The organism is Candidatus Brocadiaceae bacterium (assembly GCA_012728835.1).
Lineage (GTDB): Bacteria > Planctomycetota > Brocadiia > SM23-32 > SM23-32 > JAAYEJ01.
Map to the genome: position 1 here is coordinate 1 of JAAYEJ010000061.1, position 18,197 is coordinate 18,197.

Annotated in this window: 14 protein-coding genes; all 14 read right to left on the reverse strand. The window is 67.2% G+C overall.

What is annotated here, in order from left to right; translation table 11 throughout:
- Positions 1-285: 285 nt before the first annotated feature.
- Entirely contained in the window at positions 286-2,160 is a 1,875-nt protein-coding gene (locus tag GXY85_09060; protein NLW50970.1) for a hypothetical protein, read from the reverse strand.
- A gap of 15 nt (positions 2,161-2,175) precedes the next feature.
- A complete protein-coding gene (gene wecB, locus GXY85_09065; GenBank protein NLW50971.1) occupies positions 2,176-3,264 on the reverse strand; it encodes a UDP-N-acetylglucosamine 2-epimerase (non-hydrolyzing) in 1,089 nt (362 codons plus the stop codon).
- Complete coding sequence (locus GXY85_09070) at positions 3,261-4,499, reverse strand: glycosyltransferase family 4 protein (protein NLW50972.1); 1,239 nt, start codon at positions 4,497-4,499, stop codon at positions 3,261-3,263. Before GXY85_09070 ends, wecB begins: the two co-directional genes overlap by 4 nt.
- Position 4,500: 1 nt before the next feature.
- A complete protein-coding gene (locus GXY85_09075) occupies positions 4,501-6,696 on the reverse strand; it encodes a zinc-binding dehydrogenase (GenBank protein ID NLW50973.1) in 2,196 nt (731 codons plus the stop codon).
- Positions 6,693-8,123 (reverse strand): phenylacetate--CoA ligase family protein, encoded by a 1,431-nt coding sequence (locus GXY85_09080; GenBank protein NLW50974.1) that lies wholly within the window; start codon positions 8,121-8,123, stop codon positions 6,693-6,695. Before GXY85_09080 ends, GXY85_09075 begins: the two co-directional genes overlap by 4 nt.
- A gap of 10 nt (positions 8,124-8,133) precedes the next feature.
- Entirely contained in the window at positions 8,134-9,270 is a 1,137-nt protein-coding gene (locus GXY85_09085) for a hypothetical protein (protein NLW50975.1), read from the reverse strand.
- A 30-nt stretch (positions 9,271-9,300) separates the two neighbouring features.
- Entirely contained in the window at positions 9,301-10,101 is an 801-nt protein-coding gene (locus GXY85_09090) for a glycosyltransferase family 2 protein (GenBank protein ID NLW50976.1), read from the reverse strand.
- Between the two features lie 142 nt (positions 10,102-10,243).
- Complete coding sequence (locus tag GXY85_09095; protein ID NLW50977.1) at positions 10,244-10,828, reverse strand: N-acetyltransferase; 585 nt, start codon at positions 10,826-10,828, stop codon at positions 10,244-10,246.
- Between the two features lie 24 nt (positions 10,829-10,852).
- On the reverse strand, positions 10,853-11,623 hold the full coding sequence (locus GXY85_09100; protein NLW50978.1) for a methyltransferase domain-containing protein: 771 nt from the start codon (positions 11,621-11,623) through the stop codon (positions 10,853-10,855).
- Entirely contained in the window at positions 11,620-12,846 is a 1,227-nt protein-coding gene (locus GXY85_09105; protein ID NLW50979.1) for a glycosyltransferase family 4 protein, read from the reverse strand. Before GXY85_09105 ends, GXY85_09100 begins: the two co-directional genes overlap by 4 nt.
- A 23-nt stretch (positions 12,847-12,869) precedes the next feature.
- Positions 12,870-13,853 (reverse strand): glycosyltransferase family 4 protein, encoded by a 984-nt coding sequence (locus GXY85_09110; protein NLW50980.1) that lies wholly within the window; start codon positions 13,851-13,853, stop codon positions 12,870-12,872.
- Positions 13,854-13,883: 30 nt separating this feature from the next.
- A complete protein-coding gene (locus GXY85_09115; GenBank protein NLW50981.1) occupies positions 13,884-15,068 on the reverse strand; it encodes a glycosyltransferase family 4 protein in 1,185 nt (394 codons plus the stop codon).
- A gap of 30 nt (positions 15,069-15,098) precedes the next feature.
- A complete protein-coding gene (locus GXY85_09120) occupies positions 15,099-16,172 on the reverse strand; it encodes a glycosyltransferase (GenBank protein NLW50982.1) in 1,074 nt (357 codons plus the stop codon).
- A 40-nt stretch (positions 16,173-16,212) separates the two neighbouring features.
- Entirely contained in the window at positions 16,213-17,841 is a 1,629-nt protein-coding gene (locus tag GXY85_09125; protein NLW50983.1) for a hypothetical protein, read from the reverse strand.
- Positions 17,842-18,197: the final 356 nt, after the last annotated feature.

Here is an 18,197-nt window from a genome sequence, read left to right on the forward strand (position 1 = left end):
GGCAGACGCACGGACCGGGCACGACGGAGCGTGCCCCTCCAGCGGCGTGAACCGTCCGTGCAAGTGGAGGGCCGCGCTCCGTCGCGGCCGGGGATGGCCGGGTGCGGGCAGACGCACGGACCGGGCACGACGGAGCGTGCCCCTCCAGCGGCGTGAACTGTCCGTGCAAGTGGAGGGCCGCGCTCCGTCGCGGCCGGGGATGGCGAGCGGCCGGTGATTGCAGGCGCGGGCACGACGGAGCGTGCCCCTCCAGCCACGGGATAGCCCCCGGCGTCCTGACCGGCCTCACCGCGCCGGGGCGTCGGCATCCAGAAGCAGCCAGGCGGCGGCGAAGGGCAGGAGGGCGGCGCCGGAGAGGCGCAGGGCTCGGCTCGGGAGTTCGTGGTTCTGGCGGGGCGCGCAGGATGACGGCTCGTCCCCGGTGGAGAGATCGGCAGCGGCGGGCCAGAGCGCGATGATGCGGCCGGCCGAGCCGTCCGGCAGGCGCCAGCGCCAGGCGCGGCGAACGCCGTCCCGCAGGGCATCCGGCAGCGGCCCGGGCGGCAGGGCAGGGGCGTCTTCCGAGGGCTCCAGCACGGCGTCCGGCGCCAGGTGCAGGAAGCTCTCGACGCCGTGGGTGCCCGAGCCCTCGACCCGGTCCAGCACGGCCAGCCCCCAGGGCTCCAGTGTGAAGGTGCGCCGGTGGACGGGGCGGCCGGGCCGGTGGGCGTAGCCGTCGTGCTCGCCTTCCCAGCAGATGCCGTCGGCGTCCTGCCGGAGGATTCGGCCTCGGCAGCGGCGGGGGCGCCGGCCCACGCGGAACGAACTCCACGTCTCCATGGAGTCCTGCCCGTCCAGGCGCACGGTGTTGTGGGCCGCGGTGCCCCGGTCGCGCTGTCTCTGCTCACCGGGGTTGTAGGTCACGTTTCCGCCGTCGCAGGCGAGCTTGCGCCCGCGGTGCCACAGCTCGAAGCCGAGGTGGTCCGCGTGCGCGTGGCCGAGCTGGTGGCCGGGCCCCGGTGGGCCGACGTCGAAGACGGCGCTCCAGGGGCCGACCGCCGCGGCCAGGTAGCCGCTGCCCCGCAGGCGTTCGTCGGCGGTCGGGCGGCCTATCTCGGCGAAGCGGGCGATCTCGGCGACGGACTGGTGGGCCTCATCAGGGGGCACCTCCTCGCCATCGTTCATGAGGGGCAGCGCGCGGACGGTCTCGAGCGTGCCCGCCACGATGCCGGCCATGGCGCCGGCGGCATGCCGCAGCGTCTCCAGACAGGCCGGTGCGCCGGGATCGTCGTCAAAGGCGCCTGCCTCGGCGACGGCCAGGACCTCGGCCAGGTCGCGCATGCACTTGACGTGATAGGCGAAGCTGCGTTCCTCGTGCATGCCGTCGGCGAGCACCTGCTCCCGGACGACGCGGGCCAGCGTGGGCAGCCGGCGGCGGCGGACGCCGCGGGCGGCCGGGCCGTCCATGCAGGCGGCGGCGACCAGCAGGCCGCACAGGTTCTGCCACAGGTGGTTGGCCTGCAGGTCCCACTCCAGGTTCGCGGCCAGGAAGGCCGTCTGCTCGGCGAGGCTGCGTTCGAGCTGCGGCAGGGCGTCGGGGGGCACGGCATCCCGCAGGCGGCCGCCGGACGCCAGCCAGACGCGCAGGCGTTCGGAGATCACGTAGGGGCTCCAGCCGAAACGCCGCTCCCGTGGGTGGGGCGGGACGGACGCGATCCAGGAGGCGGTCAGATGTGCCCACGCTCCGGCGAAGCGGCCCTCGCCCGTCTCGGCCCGGGCGGCCGCGAGCGTCTCGAGGTAATGCTGGTAGTGCAGCTCGAACCCCGCCAGCGGGCGGCCGGTGCGCAGGTCGGCCCGGTGCCAGTCCACGGTCTCGCCGAAGTCGTAGGTCTCGCCGGCCAGGCGGAACCGGCGCCCGAGTATCTCGTCCGGCGGCCCCGGATAGGGCAGGGGGCGCGCGGCGCGCAGTTCGCAAAGGGCGCGCAGCGGCGCACCGATCCAGTCGACGGCCCCCCAGCGCGGGGCCGACCGCCGGAGCCTTGCCGGCATGCGACGCGGCAGCAGGCGCCCCGTGGCCGCGTGGACGATGTTCCGGGCGCGCCACAGGATCTGGCGGGGGGTGAGGTGGCGCACGGTGCGCAGGAGCCGGCCCGCCCGGAGCGTGCACGCTGCGTCATCCATGCCCGTCTGCCCGTGTCATTGCAGGATCACGTCGGCGATGCGTTCGGCGGCGCGGCCGTCCCAGAGGGCGGGGCGGCGTTCGTCGCGCCGGCCGCTCTGCGCGGCTTCGAGGACCTCGGCGGCGAGGGTCTCCATGTGCGCGCCGGCCAGCCGGTTGGTGCCCTCGGTGATCGTGATGGGCCGTTCGGTGTTCGGCCGCAGGGTGAAGCACGGCACGCCGAGCCACGTGGTCTCCTCCTGGATGCCGCCGGAGTCGGTCAGCACGGCGCGGGCGTGCGACTGCAGGTGCAGGAAGTCCAGGTAGCCCACCGGCTCGATCAGGCGCAGCCCGCCGCCGTCGAGGCGCAGGCCCGCGCGCTGGAGGCGGTCGCGCGTGCGCGGATGGACGGGGAAGACGACGGCCATCCGGCCGGCCAGTTCCTCCAGGACGCCGCCGATGCGCTGCAGGCGCGCGGGGTCGTCGACGTTGGAGGGGCGATGGAGCGTTACCAGCACGTAGGGCCGCGGGGCGCCGTCGGTGAGCAGCCCGACGTCGCGCAGGACGGGCCGCTCGCCGGCGGCCCCGTGCAGCCGTGCAAGCGTGTCGATCATGACGTTGCCGACGCGCCGGATGCGCTCGGCCGGCACGCCCTCGGCGCGCAGGTTCTCATCGCCGTCGGGCGAGGGCGTGAACAGCAGGTCGCAGACGTGGTCGGTGACGATGCGGTTGATCTCCTCGGGCATGGTGCGGTCGCCGCTCCGAAGCCCGGCCTCGACGTGCGCGACCGGGCGCAGAAGCTTGGCCGCCACGAGCGCGGCGGCGACGGTGGAGTTCACGTCGCCGTAGACGAGCACCCAGTCGGGCGCATAGGAGTCGATCACCGGTTCGATGCGTTTCATCACGTCGGCAGTCTGGGCGGCGTGCGTGCCTGAGCCGACGCCGAGGTCCACGTCGGGCGCGGGCAGGTCGAGTTCCACGAAGAAGATGCGCGACATCTTCTCGTCGTAGTGCTGCCCCGTGTGCACGAGCTGCTGTTCGGCGCCGCGTGCGGCGAGCGCGCGGTGGACGGGCGCGGCTTTCATGAAGTTGGGGCGTGCGCCGACGACGTGAAGGACCCGCATCAAGACCTCCTCCGGCCGGGCCGGGCGGCGTGTTCGAGTATGCGCAGCATGCGCGTGGCCAGTGCCCGCCGGTCGTAGTGGGTGCGGACGGCGCGCCGGCCGCATTCGCCCATCCGGCGGGCGAGTTCGGGGTCGGCGCGCAGCCGCAGCACGGCGTCGGCCAGCGCGCGGGGGTTCTCCGCCCCTACGTAAATGCCTGCCTGGGAATCCTCTACGATGCGCCGCGCCTCGCCGTCCACCCCGAGGATGATCGGCCGGCCGGCGGCCATGGCCTCGAAGATCTTCGAGGGGATGACCGTCGTGAACAGGTCGCTCCTGCGCAGCAGCACCAGGCTCGCGTCGGCGGCCAGCAGGTAGCGTTGGGCCGCGTCGCGCGGCACCTGGCCGACCATCTCGACGTTGTCCAGCCCCATCGCGCCACGCAACTGCTGCAGGCGCGCAAACTCGGCGCCGTCGCCGACCGTCACGAACCGGACGCCGTCGTCCCTGAGCAGGCGCGCGGCCTCCAGGAGCGTCTCCAGGTTGTGCGCCATCCCGTGCGTGCCCACGTAGGCCGCCACGAAGCCGTTGTTCAGCCCCAGGGACGCCCGGAGCGCGCCGCGGTCGGCGTCCGCCGGCCAGCAGTCGGCGTCGACGCCGTTGGTCACCACGTGCACCTTCTCGCCGGGCACGCCGCGCGCGCACAGGTTGTCGCGGAACGCGTGCGTCAGCGCCACGATCCCCGCCGCGTCGCGATACAGCGACAGCTCCACGTGCTCGAAGAACCGCAGCGCCGCCCGTGCCGACACCGCACCGACCGCCGCCACGGAGTCCGGCCACAGGTCGCGCAGCTCGAACACCCACGGGCGGCCGAACAGCTTCGACACCAGCCCGCCCGCGCAGGCGCAGAAGAACTGCGGCGATGTGGCCACGATGACGTCCGGACGCGGCAGCCGGGGGGCCGCCGCCGCAGCCGAAAGCATGAAACTGACGTAGCCGATCGTGCGCCGCCAGACGCCGCGGTTCGGCGCCACGTGCGTCCACACCCGGTGCACGCGCAGTCCGTCCACCGTCTCATGCTGCACGCCGAATCGCGTGCGGTATCCCGGGTAGACCCGCCCCTGCGGATGGCTCGGCACGCACGTCAGCACGTGCACCTCGTGCCCGGCGCGCACCCACTCGCGGCAGTGCTCGTGCGTGCGCACGGCCGGCGCGTTGACCTCCGGCGGGAAGTAGTGGCTCAGGAACAGGATACGCATGTCAGTGCCCCGCCGCCTCCAGTTCCGCCCGCAGTTCCTCCAGCGGCACCGTGCGCCCGCCCTCGCGCATCGACCGCACGGCCGCAAAAGTCGCCAGCGTCACCTCCTCGACCTCGTCGTAGGGGATCGGCGCCGGGCCGCCCGATGCCACCGCCCGCAGGAACGCCTCGACCGCCCCGCGGTGGCCCTTGTCCTGGCGGCGCAGCACCATGCGGCGGAAGCGCCGCCACCCGTGCCCGCGCAGTTGTCGGAAGTTGTTCAGAGCAAGTACCTTGCCGTCGCAGAATGCCTCCAGCCGCTCCTTCGGGTACGCCTTGTGCCCCGAGGCGAAGTAGTTGATCACGCCCAGCGAGCCGTCCGCGAAGTCCAGCACCAGCGCCGTCTTGTCCTCGTCCACACCGTCCGGGCTGCCGCTCACCGCCGCCGCGCGCACGCGCTCGATGCACGCGCCCGCCAGGAAGCGCAGCGTGTCCACGAAGTGGCACCCCTCGCCGATGATGCGCCCGCCGCCGACCGCCGGGTTCTGGATCCAGTGGTCCGGCGGGATCGCCCCGGCGTTGACCGTCATCGTCATGCTCAGCGGCCCCGTGCGCGCGGCCAGAAGCTCGCGCATGCGGCGCGCGTGCGGCGAGAAGCGCCGGTTGAACCCGGCCGTCACCCAGCCGGCCGCCCCGGCCAGCGCCTCGCGCACCCGCCGCACGCCGTCCAGGTCGATCGCCAGCGGCTTCTCCACGTGCACGCACTTGCCCGCCGCCAGCGCCTCGGCCGCGATCGGCGCGTGCAGATGGTGCGGCACGGTCACGAACACCGCGTTGACCGCCTCGTCGGCCAGCAGCTCGCGGTAGTCCGTCCCGGCCGTCTCGAACCCGAACTTGCCGGCTGCGTGCCGTGCCGCCACCGGGTCCAGGTCGGCCACGCGCAGCCGCCGCGCGCCCGCGCGCTTGAGCAGCGGGAACTGCACGTAGCGCGCAAACTGCCCCGCGCCGATCGCCCCCACCACCGCGACGCCGCCTGCGTGGCCCGGCCCCTGGCCCTGCCGGGCCAGCCCCCGGCCGGGTGTCACGGCCACCGCCGTCGCCCGGTCCGGCTCCGACTCGCCGTATGTGAACACCGTTCCGATCGCCCGGCCGCCCGCCAGGCGCCTGTAGGACTCTGCCGCTTCGGCGAAGGGCATCCGCTCGGAGACCAGCGCCTCCGCGTCCAGCCGGCCCTCGGCCATCAGCGCCAGCACGGCCTCCATATTGCGCCGCTCCGTCCAGCGCACGAACCCGTACGGGTAGTCCCGCCCGCCCTGCTCGTAGGCCGGGTCGTAGCGGCCCGGGCCGTAGGAGCACGAGACCTGGAAGCTCAGCTCCTTCTCGTAGAAATCCGCCCGGTTCAGCTTCAGCCCGGCCACGCCCACCAGCACCACACGCCCGCGCTGGCGGCTCATCTTCGCCGCCTGGCGCACGGGCGCATCGCTGTCGGTCGCCGCGGCGATCAGCACCGCGTCCATCCCGCGTCCGGCCGTGGCCGCCATGGCCGCTTCCACGGGGTCCGCCTCGGCGGCCAGGTCCACCGTCTGCGCGCCGAACCGCTCGGCCAGCGCGCGGCGTTCGGGCACGAAATCGGTCCCCATCACGCGGCAGCCGTTCGCGCGCAGGATCTGCACGGCCAGCAGGCCCACCAGCCCGAGCCCCAGCACGGCCACGTGCTCGCCCACGGCCGGTGCGGCCAGGCGCACGGCCTGCAGGGCGATCGACCCGGCCACGGTGAAGGCCGCCGCCTCGTCGCTCACGCCCTCGGGCACGCGTGCGCACAGGTTGCGCGGCACGCACACGACCTCGGCGTGCGGGCCGTTGGACGCCACGCGGTCGCCCGGGCGCAGGTCGTCCACCCCGGCGCCCACGTCCAGCACGACGCCGGCGTTGCAGTAGCCGAGCGGCATGGGCTCGTCGAGTCGGGCGAAGACGGCTTCGAGCGTGGGCAGCAGGCCGTCGGCGCGGATCTTATCGAGGACCTGGCGGACCTTTTCGGGCTGGCGTCGGGCCTTGCCGATCAGGCCGGCCTCGGAGAACTCGACGAGCATGCGTTCGGTGCCGGCCGAGACGAGGCTGGCGCGCGTGCGGATGAGCACGTGGCCGGGCCGGACGGCGGGGCAGGGGAGTTCGGCCAGTTCGGTGGCCCCGGACTTGAGGTTCTGGAGGATCTGTCTCATTGTTGGCTTGTCTCAGCGGGTGCGGGTTGTGGGGGCTCGGTGTGCGCGCGCACGTCCAGGTGCTGGATCATGTAGCGGTACTTGCCGCCCTCGGTCGGCGGGATCTCGGCCACGCGCTCGATGGTGAAGCGGCATTCGCCGTCGCAGATGGCCTCGAAGCCCCGCCGGATCTGCTCCAGCTCCTCGGCGGTGGCGCCGGCCGCCTGCACGACGCGCAGTATGGCCGCCCCCGGCTCGCGCTGCTCGAGCTGCACCTTCTCCATCTGCGTGTACTCGTCCATGTGCGCGCCGAACAACATGCCCGTGATCGGGATCAGGCGGCCCGACTGCGTCACCACGTGGTCCTGCTCGCGCCCGGCCAGCTTGTCGATCATCGGATACTGCCGCCCGCATGCGCAATCGCCCTCGCCCCAGGCCGCGCGGTCGCCCATGCGGTAGCGGATCAGCGGCATGGCGCGGTTCATGAACCCCGTGCCCACCAGCTCGCCGACCTCGCCGGGCGCGCACGGGGCGCCGTCCGGCCGCACGATCTCCGTGACGCCATACTGGGGGTAGCAGTGGTAGCGCGCGCCGTGCTCGCATTCGCCGGCCAGGATCACCTTCTCCGTCTGGCCGTACCAGGAGTAGACGCGGCAGCCCAGCACCTCCCCGATCAGTTCCCGCTGATGGGGGAAGATCTGCTCCGAGCCGCAGAGCACCGCCTGCAGGGGCGGCAGGTCGGCGCCTGCCTCGCGCACCAGTTGCGCGAAGCGCGCGACCGCCGACGGGTAGCCATGCACGAACCGCGGCCGGAAGGCCCGGAACGCCGCCAGGTAGTGCGGCAGGGCCTCGCGCGTCAGGTGATAGATCGAGAAGCAGCGCTCGTGGTAGACGGGATTGTCCCGGTGGAAGCGGTCGGGGCGCACCTCGAAATGGCGGCCGCGGAACGTCGCCTTGCGGTCGCCGGGTCGGAAGCCGACGCGGCGCCACTGGTCGAGCATGAAGGCCCATTCGGTGCCGTAGCAGTCGTTGTGGAAGTGCAGTCCGAGCGGTTCGCCGGTGGAGCCGGCCGTGGTGGCGAAGTGGGTGCGGCGGGGCGGCACGCAGCGGGCGCGGAGATCGTCGGCATGGCGGCGCACGTCGTCCTTGGCCAGCAGGGGCAATTTCGGCAGGTCGTCGACTCCGGCGAAGTCGGCGGGCGACAGGCCCAGCCGGTCCATGGTGCGGCGGTAGTAGGGCACGTGCTCGTGGGCGAAGGCGACGAGTTCGCGGACGCGTTCGTCCTGAAGGGCGCGCAGTTGGCCGGCCGACCAGCGTTCGGACGCCTCCAGCAGGCGCCGGGTGCGGCGATAGGGCGCCCCCAGCCGCCAGGCGTACGGCACGGCGGCATAGGCCCGCTGCAATCCCCCCGGGCTGCGCAGGTACAGCGCTTTCAGGCGGTTCAACATGCGGGAGGGATCACCTTTCGATTCCCAGGTCGTGTTTGAGGCCCCGCTGGCACGTGATCTGCAGGTGGTCAATCCCCGCGTGTACATTCACTTCGATCACCACAGGCCCGGAGACCGTCAGCGCGACGTCCCAACCGAGCAGCCGGCTCTTCGGGAACAGGCTCGCGGCCGATTCCAACAGGCCGCGCACAGCGTCCTTCAGGGGCAACTCCTGCGTGAAGGGCAGACCTGTGTCCGGATGCTCCGCGTAGTCGGCTACCGGGTGTTCCGAGTGCGCGGGCCCACGGAGCCTCCAGGAGTCCAGGTCGACCTCACAGCTCAGTCCTCCTTGTGCGCTGTTGTCCACCATCGTCCCTCCACGGCCCATGCGGAGGATGGCGACCAGCGGGCAAACGGCCGGGCCTTCCGTGCGCGTGAGGATGCGCAGCGTGTTGACCGAGCGCGGGTGCAGCCTGTTGAGTTCTTCGACTTGCTGCAGTCCCTCCTGGACGACGAAGTCGCCTTCAGAGCACAGGCGGCCCAGGTAAGGGGAATCGAGCACGTCCCCGTTGCCATTCTCCAGGACACCCGCTGCGGTGCGTGTGAAGACGCGGATCCCCTCGCCGCCCATGCCGCCGGCCGGTTTGACAAAGACCCGGGTGCAGGGCTGAAGCGCCCCTTCGGCGCGGGCCGGGTCCAACGGCGAGCAGGTCGCATCGAACAGGCCCCCCCCCTCCGTCCACATCAGGACGTTCGGCGTCGGCACCCTCTTCATGGCCAGCATCTTGTGCAGCATGATCTTGTTCTGGAGCAGCGCAGTGTAGGCCGGGTCGTGCAGCTTGGGGAGGAACACATGGTAGAAGTAGAACTCCGGAATGTACTCCCTCAAGTCAGCACGGGTCTGCCCGCGCCCTTCATACAGGCGGTACCGGAAGTAGTGAAACGGGAACATGCGCCAGTGGGCCCACAGGGCCAGCACGTCCGCGAAGACCGTGCGCCAGGGCTTCCGTTGCCGTGAACGCACGCACCCCCAGATCGCCGGTGACTGCACGACCAGGTAGTACCAGAACCGTGCGGTCAGTAGAACAGGCCGCAGAACCCGACTGTCCTTGATCGTCGTCATGCCCTGTGAAGTGTCAGAGATGGTGTGGCATACTGCCTTGGGCACACCGTGCAACTCCGCGCGCTGCACGCAACATCACATCATGGCATCCTGAGACGACACCGCGCCGGTGAGTCGGTACTCCCTCTTCTTGAGGGAGATCATGAGGGAGAAGAATAGCTTAAGGAGTGCGTAGTCCAGACCTGCTCTTCCGTCCAGAAATCCCAGGCGGAAAAAGAAACGATACAGAAACAGCAGCAAGGGGCCGCATGGCACCCATGGCCACACCCGCTCGAAAAGGAACCGGCGCCAGGCGACCTTTCGCCCGGACGGCGCGCCCGTTACCTTCTCCTTCCGGCGGAAGAACTCGATGGCCTCCATGGTGGAGTAGCGGTTGTGCCGCCAGACCCAGGCGCTGATGCCCTTGCGGTCGTCGTGGATCAGGGGCTGTTTGAGGGAGCGCACCTCGCCGTCGACGATCAGTTGCTCGTTGACAGACCGGTCCTCGAACCGCCCGCGCCCGGTCCGCCAGATACGTATGCTATGGACCTTCCGGCATGTGTGCTTCAGCCACTTGCCCATGAAGATGAACTTCCACCAGAGCGTGAACGCGGCGACCTCCCCGCGGGCGGTCTGGATCGCCGCCGCGATCTCATCCCGCGTCTTCTCGGGCACGGATTCGTCAGCCGCCAGGATCATCACCCACTCCGTCTCGATGGGCAGGTTGTCGAGCGCCCAGTTCCACTGCTTGCTGTAGTTCTCGAAGGGGTGCTCGAAGACCTGCACACCCTCGTAGGATCGAGCGATGCGGACCGTGTCATCGCTGCTGAGCGAATCAACGACAAACACCTGCGCGGCCCAGCCAAGGACGGACTCGATAGCACGATGTACGTTCATCGCCTCGTTGAGCGTGGGGATGAACACGGCGAGATCTGGCCTCGCGATTGCACCTGATTGTGTTGACATACCGGTTCTCCCTTCGGCCACAGCGAACAGAGCGACGTTCTGACACGGCAGCGGTTACGTGCCGATTTGCCGCTCACTGCGGCTCGTGAAGCTCGAATCTCAGCGACAGCACGCGTCCACAGGAGGAGCACGTGAGGCGAAGAAGGTCACCGGCGCCGTGGATCTTGCGGAGCTCCCGTCCACACTTGCACGCGAAGCTTTTGAGCCGGGCGGGATTCCCCAGCATCACCGAGTAGGGAAGCGTGTCTTCGGTCACGACAGCTCCGGCGGCTATGAGCGAGTACTCTCCGATGGTTACGCCGCAGACAATGGTTGCGTTTGCCCCGATGGAGCAGCCCTTCCTCAAACGTGTCGGGATCACCTTCCAGTCTACCGGGAACGCACGCGGGTAGAGGTCATTCGTGAACGTGCAGTTGGGGCCGAGCAGAACATCATCCTCTACCTGGACGCCCGCGTACACGGAGATGCCATTCTGTATCTTGACACCGTTGCCTATCTTCACGCCTGCATCGATGTACACGCCCTTGCCGAGGTTACAGTTCTCGCCGATTTCCGCGCCGCTCCGAATCTGTGCGTAATGCCAGACCTTCGTGCCCTTCCCGATTGCCGCATCTGCAGCGACTTCAGCAGTCGGGTGAATCTGTACTAGGGGGTGCATGGGACTACTCCCACAAAAAGGGTGTCACTTGGTCGCCTTCACGCCGATGACGCGCTTCACCGTCTCGAACGACCGATGCCTCTGAAAGTGTGCTTCCGCCGCTCCTGCGAAATCGCGCTCCAGTTGCTCCTCGTAGAGGTTGTGCGAGCGCCAGTATCGAAGAAGCGAATCGACTGAGTCAAATCGGAGCGGATTGACGAAAGTGGATATCTCAACGTGACGAAAGTATGCCCCAGCCATCTGAGGCGCCTTGTCTTCCATGAGGACGTGCACCGGGTCGTCCTCAAGCTCCGTACCCCGGAGGGAGCAGATGAAACGCAGGAGCTCGGCGTTGTTTCCCCGGCCCGGGCCGCAGAAGAAAAAGAGCCCACTCGGTCGAAGAACGTCCTGCACTGTCTGGATGACCGCGTAGGGGTCTCTGGCATAGTACAGGGAGTAGCTCGCCAGCGCGCGGTCGAAGAGCTCCTTGCATGGAACGCACCGAAGGTCGTCCAGACTGAGGGCCCAGAGCCTGATCTGCCCATCGACTCTGAGTTCCTGAGCCCGGCGTTGCAGCGCTCGGAGTGCCGTCTCCGCGATGTCCACTGCAACAACCGTCCCCTCGGTACCGACCATCCGGGCCAGCGGTAATGTCTGCTTCCCTGTGCCGCAACCGAGTTCCAGTATGGACAGACCCGCATGGATTTCCATCTGCTGGAGAATCCACTCGTTGATGTCATAGAGGCCGTAGCGCACATGCGCGTCTATCCTCTGGGCCAGAGCTTCCGAGTCTATGTCGAACTTGCCCGGCTTCATGCACAGTGATCTCCGTCTCGAACCTGCCCGCCGCATGCAACACCAGGCCAGGCCGAGGCACAAGGTGTGTCCAGCAGCCGAAGTATCTCGTGGACGTGGCGTTCCCAACTGAAGTCCGTGCTGCGGCGGCGGCCCCGCTCAGCCAGTTCGGCGCGCAGGGCCGAGTCGGCGAGGACTGACTCCATCCGGTCGGCCAGGGCCTCGGGCTCGAAGGTGTCGAAGTAGACGGCCGCGTCGCCGCACACTTCGCGATGCACGGCCGTGTCGGAGGCGATGACGGGCAGCCCCGACGCCATCGCCTCCACCAGCGGCATGCCGAAGCTCTCCAGGTAGGAGGGGAAGACAAAGACGTCCGCCGCCGCGTACAAGTTCCAGAGTTCCGGCCACGGGACACCTCCCAGGAACACGATGTCGTCCTGGAAGCGGCATTCGGCCAAGGCGTCGCGGGCTCGATGCCCGCCCGGTGTGTCCAGCTTCTCCTTGGGGAACGTCAGGAGGAGGCGCCCGTCGTTGCCGCCCGACCGGAGAACGTCGAACGCGCGCAACAGGGTGTCCACGTTCTTGTGCTCGCAAAAGGCCGAGACGAACAGGAGGCGCGGCACGCCGGGGGGGCAGGCATCCAGCATCGCCCGCTGACGTTCGTTCAACGGGCGGCCGTTCAGGAACGCGACGCGGTCGAATCCATGGTAGACGGCCTGCCAGAGTTGTCCATCGCGCGGGGGACACTGCGCCCGCGCCGTGTCGAGCATCGCTTGCGTAGGCGCAATCACCACGTCCGCCTGCCGGATGGATCGGCGCGCCATGCGACGGCGGACGGCCGCCCGCAGCCGAGCCGTCCTTGTGGAGTACTCGGCGAATCGCCGCCGATACGTCTCGTCGAAGTGGATCGCGTTCCGGAGGTTGAGCACCTGCCGTCCGGGGAACCTGGGGACGGCAAAGACCTGCGAATACAGGCTGCCGGCGCCTTCCCTGCGAGCCAGCCGCTTCAGCCCGTGACGGTCGAAGTAGAGGCGGTGCAAAGCGGATCGCTTGGTCCAGGCGAGGACACAGTATTCGACCTGCGGCGTCGCCGGCCAGGCCTCGAACCGGTTCCAGGCGTCCGAGCAGAGCAGTACGAGGAACCGCCCGGGGCAATCGACGCGGGCAAGCTCTGTGCAGACGTTGCGTGCATACGTGAGCGCGCCCCCCTGGTCTGCGGCAACGAAGTTGAGTAGAGCGGTCATCCCATGGGGGCCATCCGAGCAGATCACGGAAGAACCTCCTCGTACAGAGCCAGATAGTCGGCTGCAATGCGTTCCGGCCGGAAGCGCCTCACGTTCTCCAAGCCTGCGGCAACCAGATCCTCTCGGTACGCGGAGTCGGCACACACTCGAAGCACACCCTCACGGATGGAAGCCACGCTGAACGGGTCGACGAGGCAAGCACCTTCCCCAGCGACTTCGGGCATCGAGCAGATGTTGCTCGTCACAAGCGGCCGTCCGGTAGCCTGAGCCTCGAGGATCGGCATGCCGAACCCTTCATATGTAGAGGCGAAGACGACCATGTCGCACTGCCTGTACGTCGCAAGCAACTCTTGATCCGTCAGGCCATACGATTCACTCCAGTCGATGCGGCATTCCGCGAGGATGGCCCGCTGCCTTTCATCGACGCGGCCGACAACCTCCAAGCGGCAGGTGATCCCCTCGAGTGCCCTGGCGACACGCTCCAGATTCTTGTTCTCCTTCGTGCCAACGTGCAACAGCACAGGCTTCCTGGTGTCGAACTTGGCTGAGCAGGGTTCAAAGCCGCTCGGAAGAGGGTCGTGGACGACCCGGATCTTGTCCGGGTTGGCATCAACGTTCTTGAGTAGCTCATCTTTCGAGAAGCTGGAGATGGTCGTGACGAGCGCGCAGCGGCGTATGGGCAGGCTGTACCAGAAGAGCTTGAGCACGTCCCTGCGCAACCCCTTCAGGCGATTCAACGAGACGCAGTCATGGATCGTCAGAATCGTCCGTCCCGCGGGCAGGGCGAGAGCCACGTAATGCACATCGCCGGTCACGTGGTGCAGTTCGCCCCGGATGCGCGCCGCATGGGCCATGTTGTGTAACCGCGGCAGAACGCCCCGGCTCGGCCGTGGGCACTCTACGCCCTGGCAGACCACGCGCTTGGGCATGGCGCTCCGCACGGCGGCGAATACACGCTCAATGCTGCGACCTGCACCGCGTTTGCGCTGGTGGTATGCGACGCGCATTGGCTCTCGTCCAAGCCTCCTCGAGGGCTCCTACGTCCTGCAGATGCGCGCTGTTAACACGGCTTGTTCGATTGCCTGCGCCGCTACAGGCACGTCCTGCGTTTCGGCGATCTCAAGGCTACGCTGGGCCATGCGCGCGTACTCAACCGGATCGTCCATGAGGCGGGTGATTGCTGCGGCCAGCGCCTTTACGTCACCACAAGGGTACACGATCGCATTCTCGCCGTGACGGGCCGTGTCCGTTGGCCCCACGCACCCGGCACGGTCGGACACGATGACCGGGAGGCCGCAGGCTGCGGCCTCGGTGACCGCTAGTGGGTGGTTGTCACGGTCAGAGGACAGCACGAGAGCATCGCACGACGCATACATGGTCGGGATCTCCGACTGATTGATGAAGCCGGTCCAGGATATCTGCGCCGCTATTCCCCCTTGCTCTGCGTAGCGCTTCATGTCCTCCAGCAATGGGCCGCTCCCGACCATGAGAGCTTGGACGACTCGGCCTTGGCCCTTGAGCCTGCAGACTGCTTCCAACACATCCCGGGGCCGCTTGATGGACGTCATCTTACCCGCGAATCCCACAACGAACCCACTGCCCGCCGGCAACCCGAAGCGTTGCCGGCGGATCCCCTGCCGGCGTTCTTGCCAGTCGCCTTCCAGAACCTGCCTGAATCGACCGATATCGACGGTCAGTGGGCATCGGATGATGCGTTCCGGCGAAGCACCATACTGCAGAAGATAATCAATGTTGCGATCACCGACGGCAAGGAAGACCGACACTCTGCCGAAATACACCTTGAGCGCGATCCTCTTCAGCATGCGTCTTGCGAACGAGCGATTCTGGATGACATTCGTGTCGCTGAAGTACAGAATGCCTTTGCGCTGCATTCTGGCCCAGTTCCATGCGCGCCACTGCATGCGTGAGGCATAGCCGTACAGCAAAACGACGTCGGGGTCGTATCGGTTGAGTTCCTCAGTCAGGCGGGGGGAGTTCAGTCGGCGGGAGTGTGCACCGCCCACGGGGGCGCCGGGAGTCAGGATGACGGAGTCATAGCCACTCAGCAGGTCGATGTCCCATTGGACATCGCGACCGAATCCTCTGTCGTGGAAGCTCCGAGCACCTGCGTCGGAACCATAGAATACGCGAAGACCGATATTGTTGCGCGATGCAAGCTCCAGGTACACGGGCGCGAAGTGCTGGATGGGGTGGCTGATCACAACTCCGAGTCTCGGCCGCATGTCGTACCATCACTCCTTCCCGAAATGGTCTCCTGGTTGCTCCCCATGCTGCTCCCGAAACCACTGCACGATGCGAGTGGCTCTGCCGTCAAGACTGTTCTCCGCAACACACCGCCGATGGCCGGCGAGCCGAATGGCCTCCCTTTCCTCCTCGTTGTCAAGGTAATAGCGCGTCTTCTCAACCAGTTCCTCTGCCGATCCGAAACAGGCGACCTCCTTTCCCTCGTCATAGAACTGCAGCAGTTCGTGCGTGCGCTCGTGCAGCATGAAGCCCCCGCTGGCGGGTATGTGGAAGGTCCGCGAGGTGGTCAGGTCGCCGGAACTGGCCCCTTCGCGCTGCTCCGACAGAATGGCAATGTTGATACGCGACGCTCCTATCGCCAGCGGGTACGTGTCGCCAAGGAGATGTCTTCCACCTACGACTCCACGGATCTGGGGGGCCGTTGCCTTCTCCCACTGCGAGCCCCATATTCTCAGCCTAATGTGGGGGGACACCGCAGCCAGCGAAGCCAGCATGGCTTCCTTCTTGGGCGACCAGGTGCCAATGAACGATGCATCGGCACCCAGGGCCTCCATGTCGTCAGGTCTCACGCACAGGGGTCGGTGGATGTCAGGGTCGAAACCATGGGGAAGAAACTCTGCTGACTCAAGACCCAGGATGCGCTGCATATCCGCGATCCCGAACGACTTGGTCGTGAAAATGTGGTGGTACAGGGCAAGACCCTCTCGCACGTCTTTGCCGTGGCACAAGAAGCTGACATCCGGGTAGAAGTTGACAAGACAGAGGCCACGCGCGCGCAGATCCCGCAGAAGGGCAGGGGATACGCCGTTCCCCTTGAAGACCAGAACACAATCCGGCCGGAAGACCTCGACTTCATCGAGCACTGCCCGCTGGAACGCCATGTGACACATAGGGCGGATCACTCGCCGCACGACGCGTGGTCCCAGCCCACGCCCCAGGTTCGGCACGAAACGGTCCGGGGCAACGTGTCTCACGGCATGACCGAGCCGGCGGAAGGCGCGTGCAAGCCCCAGCGCATCGCTCCCGTGCCAATCAGCTCCAAGAAGGAGTATCCGCAGCATGAGGGAAGCTCCGTCGTTTCCCGGGGTGCGCTTGGGAGAATCACTCCGCGCGTTCATGACGCGTTTCCGGGCCAAAAGGCTCGTGAGAAGACTGACGAACAGAACGCGCTTCCAGGTCGCAGAAAGCGCGCTTGGTCAGCAAGAGGAGGGTGTAGGAGACGATGAACAATTGGGCGTAGTACGTGATCCCGCCGGAGAAAGCCGATTCAAAATGGCGCAGGCCCGCTACGATCAGACTCATCGACGCGATGGATGCAAAGGGGTTCGAGACCAAAAAGGGGCCAAATGCCTGCCAGGCCAGTGCGAACAGAAGACCGTTGAGGAACATACCGGCCAGCAGCATGGCGAGTCCACCATTCCAGTACAGGGTGGCCGCGAGCCCCAGTCCAGTCGAGGTAGTCGCAGTGTCAGAGGATTTCGCCTGACCGAGCAACACCGCAAAATCGCGGCCGGGGGCTATGAGTGGCTTGTCTGGCCAGAACAGGCGGGGAACCAGCGCTCTGAAGCTGTCCAGCAGCGTGCGACCCCGGATCGTTCCGCGTGCGCGTACCTCTGCAGATGCCCAGGCGGCAGCCGTGATCCATTGGTTGCGGCGGATGAACGACCAGGACTCACCATCCGGGAACGATAGCAGGGACTGGCTTTCACCGGCATCTTCTCCCAAATAGGCGCCGGCGACCTCTATCAGCGTTTCCACCGCTGGCCGTGGGTTCTCCCGATGACGGCGGCGCAAATGCATATGTGGGAACAGAACCAGAACGACGAACAGGCTCACTACGAGCATACATGTCACCGGGAACAGAAGCTTGAGAGTAAGTGCGGTGGAGTGACGGCGCCTTCGGTGCGCATGCAGGTACAGAGCACCCAAGACGACGGGGAGCAACGCGACAATGACGCGTTGCCGCATGAAGCCGCCGAGCGCCATGCCCATATCGCCCAGCACACTCATTGCAGCCACCGTCCAGAGCACAACCCGCTCTCGTGGATTGTGTTCGCCGGATACGAAGAGAACCAGCGCGCCTGCGGGAATGCCATTTTCAAATATGGCGAAGAGAGAGCCAAAGGCCCGGAGGTCAAGGCCCACCATCCGGCCCAGACGGAGGGACCAACCCAGCCCCAACAGGAGGCACCCCAGCCGCACCATGTCTCGAACGCTTGGCAGTCTTCTCGTCTCTGCAGACGACGAAGCAAATCCCCTGCGTGTTCTCAGGAAGTGATAGCCTGCCACAAAGCAGATGTCGCCGACGAGCATGATGCCGTAGCCGTACATGATGTGTGGCCGGGCATGGAATCTCACGAATGTGAACACTTCGTCATGCCCAAGGAGCCCCGCAATGCCCAGGTAGATGGGGGCGAGCCCGAGGCGGAAGAACCCTGTCGTGAGGTAGAACAGAAAGGGCGAAAACCCATATGCGTTCAGCAGGAATTCACGTCGTATCAGCAGCGCGTATGCGACGCATGAACAGATGCCTCCACCGATCAGCAGCGGCATGTGCCGGGGCTGCAGGAATACGAGCAGAACCGCAGCCTGCAGCACTTGCAGGACGATGAACGACCTGATTGCCACGCAGCTCCGGACTCTCCATGGGCTGCTGAACGCGGGATGGGGAGCATCGTCAGCAACTGCAAGCATCCTCGCTTGCGTGGGCTTGTCCTGGGCGATCTGCATGCTATATACCAAGTGTTCTCGTGAAGCCCGCACATGTCCAAGAGAGCGTTCTGGCCTCGGGCGGAACAACGTTTCGCGTTAGCGTGTCGTGAGCGGCACGGTCCGTCCGTCTGCCAGCCGCACCAAACCCGCCTGCATGATAGGGCAGGTCCGTAGGTTCGGCCAAACGCGCCCTCTGATTCTGCTGGCGCCTTTCGCCACCAACCCAGAGAGACGAGAGTCCCACCGCTGCTGCGAGGGCTTCACCCTCCAACAGCAGGCAGACAAGGACGTCGCGTGCAGCCTTGTCTGAAACACGATTGCCGCTCGGGTCTGTCGCAGTCGCCATCCGTGTCGTAATGAGGGCTGTGCTATGG

Bases quoted from the DNA above. Each gene is read 5' to 3' on its own strand.
- GXY85_09060 (NLW50970.1), bottom strand. From the start codon at position 2,160: ATGGATGACGCAGCGTGCACGCTCCGGGCGGGCCGGCTCCTGCGCACC.
- GXY85_09070 (NLW50972.1), bottom strand. From the start codon at position 4,499: ATGCGTATCCTGTTCCTGAGCCACTACTTCCCGCCGGAGGTCAACGCG.
- GXY85_09075 (NLW50973.1), bottom strand. From the start codon at position 6,696: ATGAGACAGATCCTCCAGAACCTCAAGTCCGGGGCCACCGAACTGGCC.
- GXY85_09080 (NLW50974.1), bottom strand. From the start codon at position 8,123: ATGTTGAACCGCCTGAAAGCGCTGTACCTGCGCAGCCCGGGGGGATTG.
- GXY85_09090 (NLW50976.1), bottom strand. From the start codon at position 10,101: ATGAACGTACATCGTGCTATCGAGTCCGTCCTTGGCTGGGCCGCGCAG.
- GXY85_09095 (NLW50977.1), bottom strand. From the start codon at position 10,828: ATGCACCCCCTAGTACAGATTCACCCGACTGCTGAAGTCGCTGCAGAT.
- GXY85_09100 (NLW50978.1), bottom strand. From the start codon at position 11,623: ATGAAGCCGGGCAAGTTCGACATAGACTCGGAAGCTCTGGCCCAGAGG.
- GXY85_09105 (NLW50979.1), bottom strand. From the start codon at position 12,846: ATGACCGCTCTACTCAACTTCGTTGCCGCAGACCAGGGGGGCGCGCTC.
- GXY85_09110 (NLW50980.1), bottom strand. From the start codon at position 13,853: ATGCGCGTCGCATACCACCAGCGCAAACGCGGTGCAGGTCGCAGCATT.
- GXY85_09120 (NLW50982.1), bottom strand. From the start codon at position 16,172: ATGCTGCGGATACTCCTTCTTGGAGCTGATTGGCACGGGAGCGATGCG.
- GXY85_09125 (NLW50983.1), bottom strand. From the start codon at position 17,841: ATGCAGATCGCCCAGGACAAGCCCACGCAAGCGAGGATGCTTGCAGTT.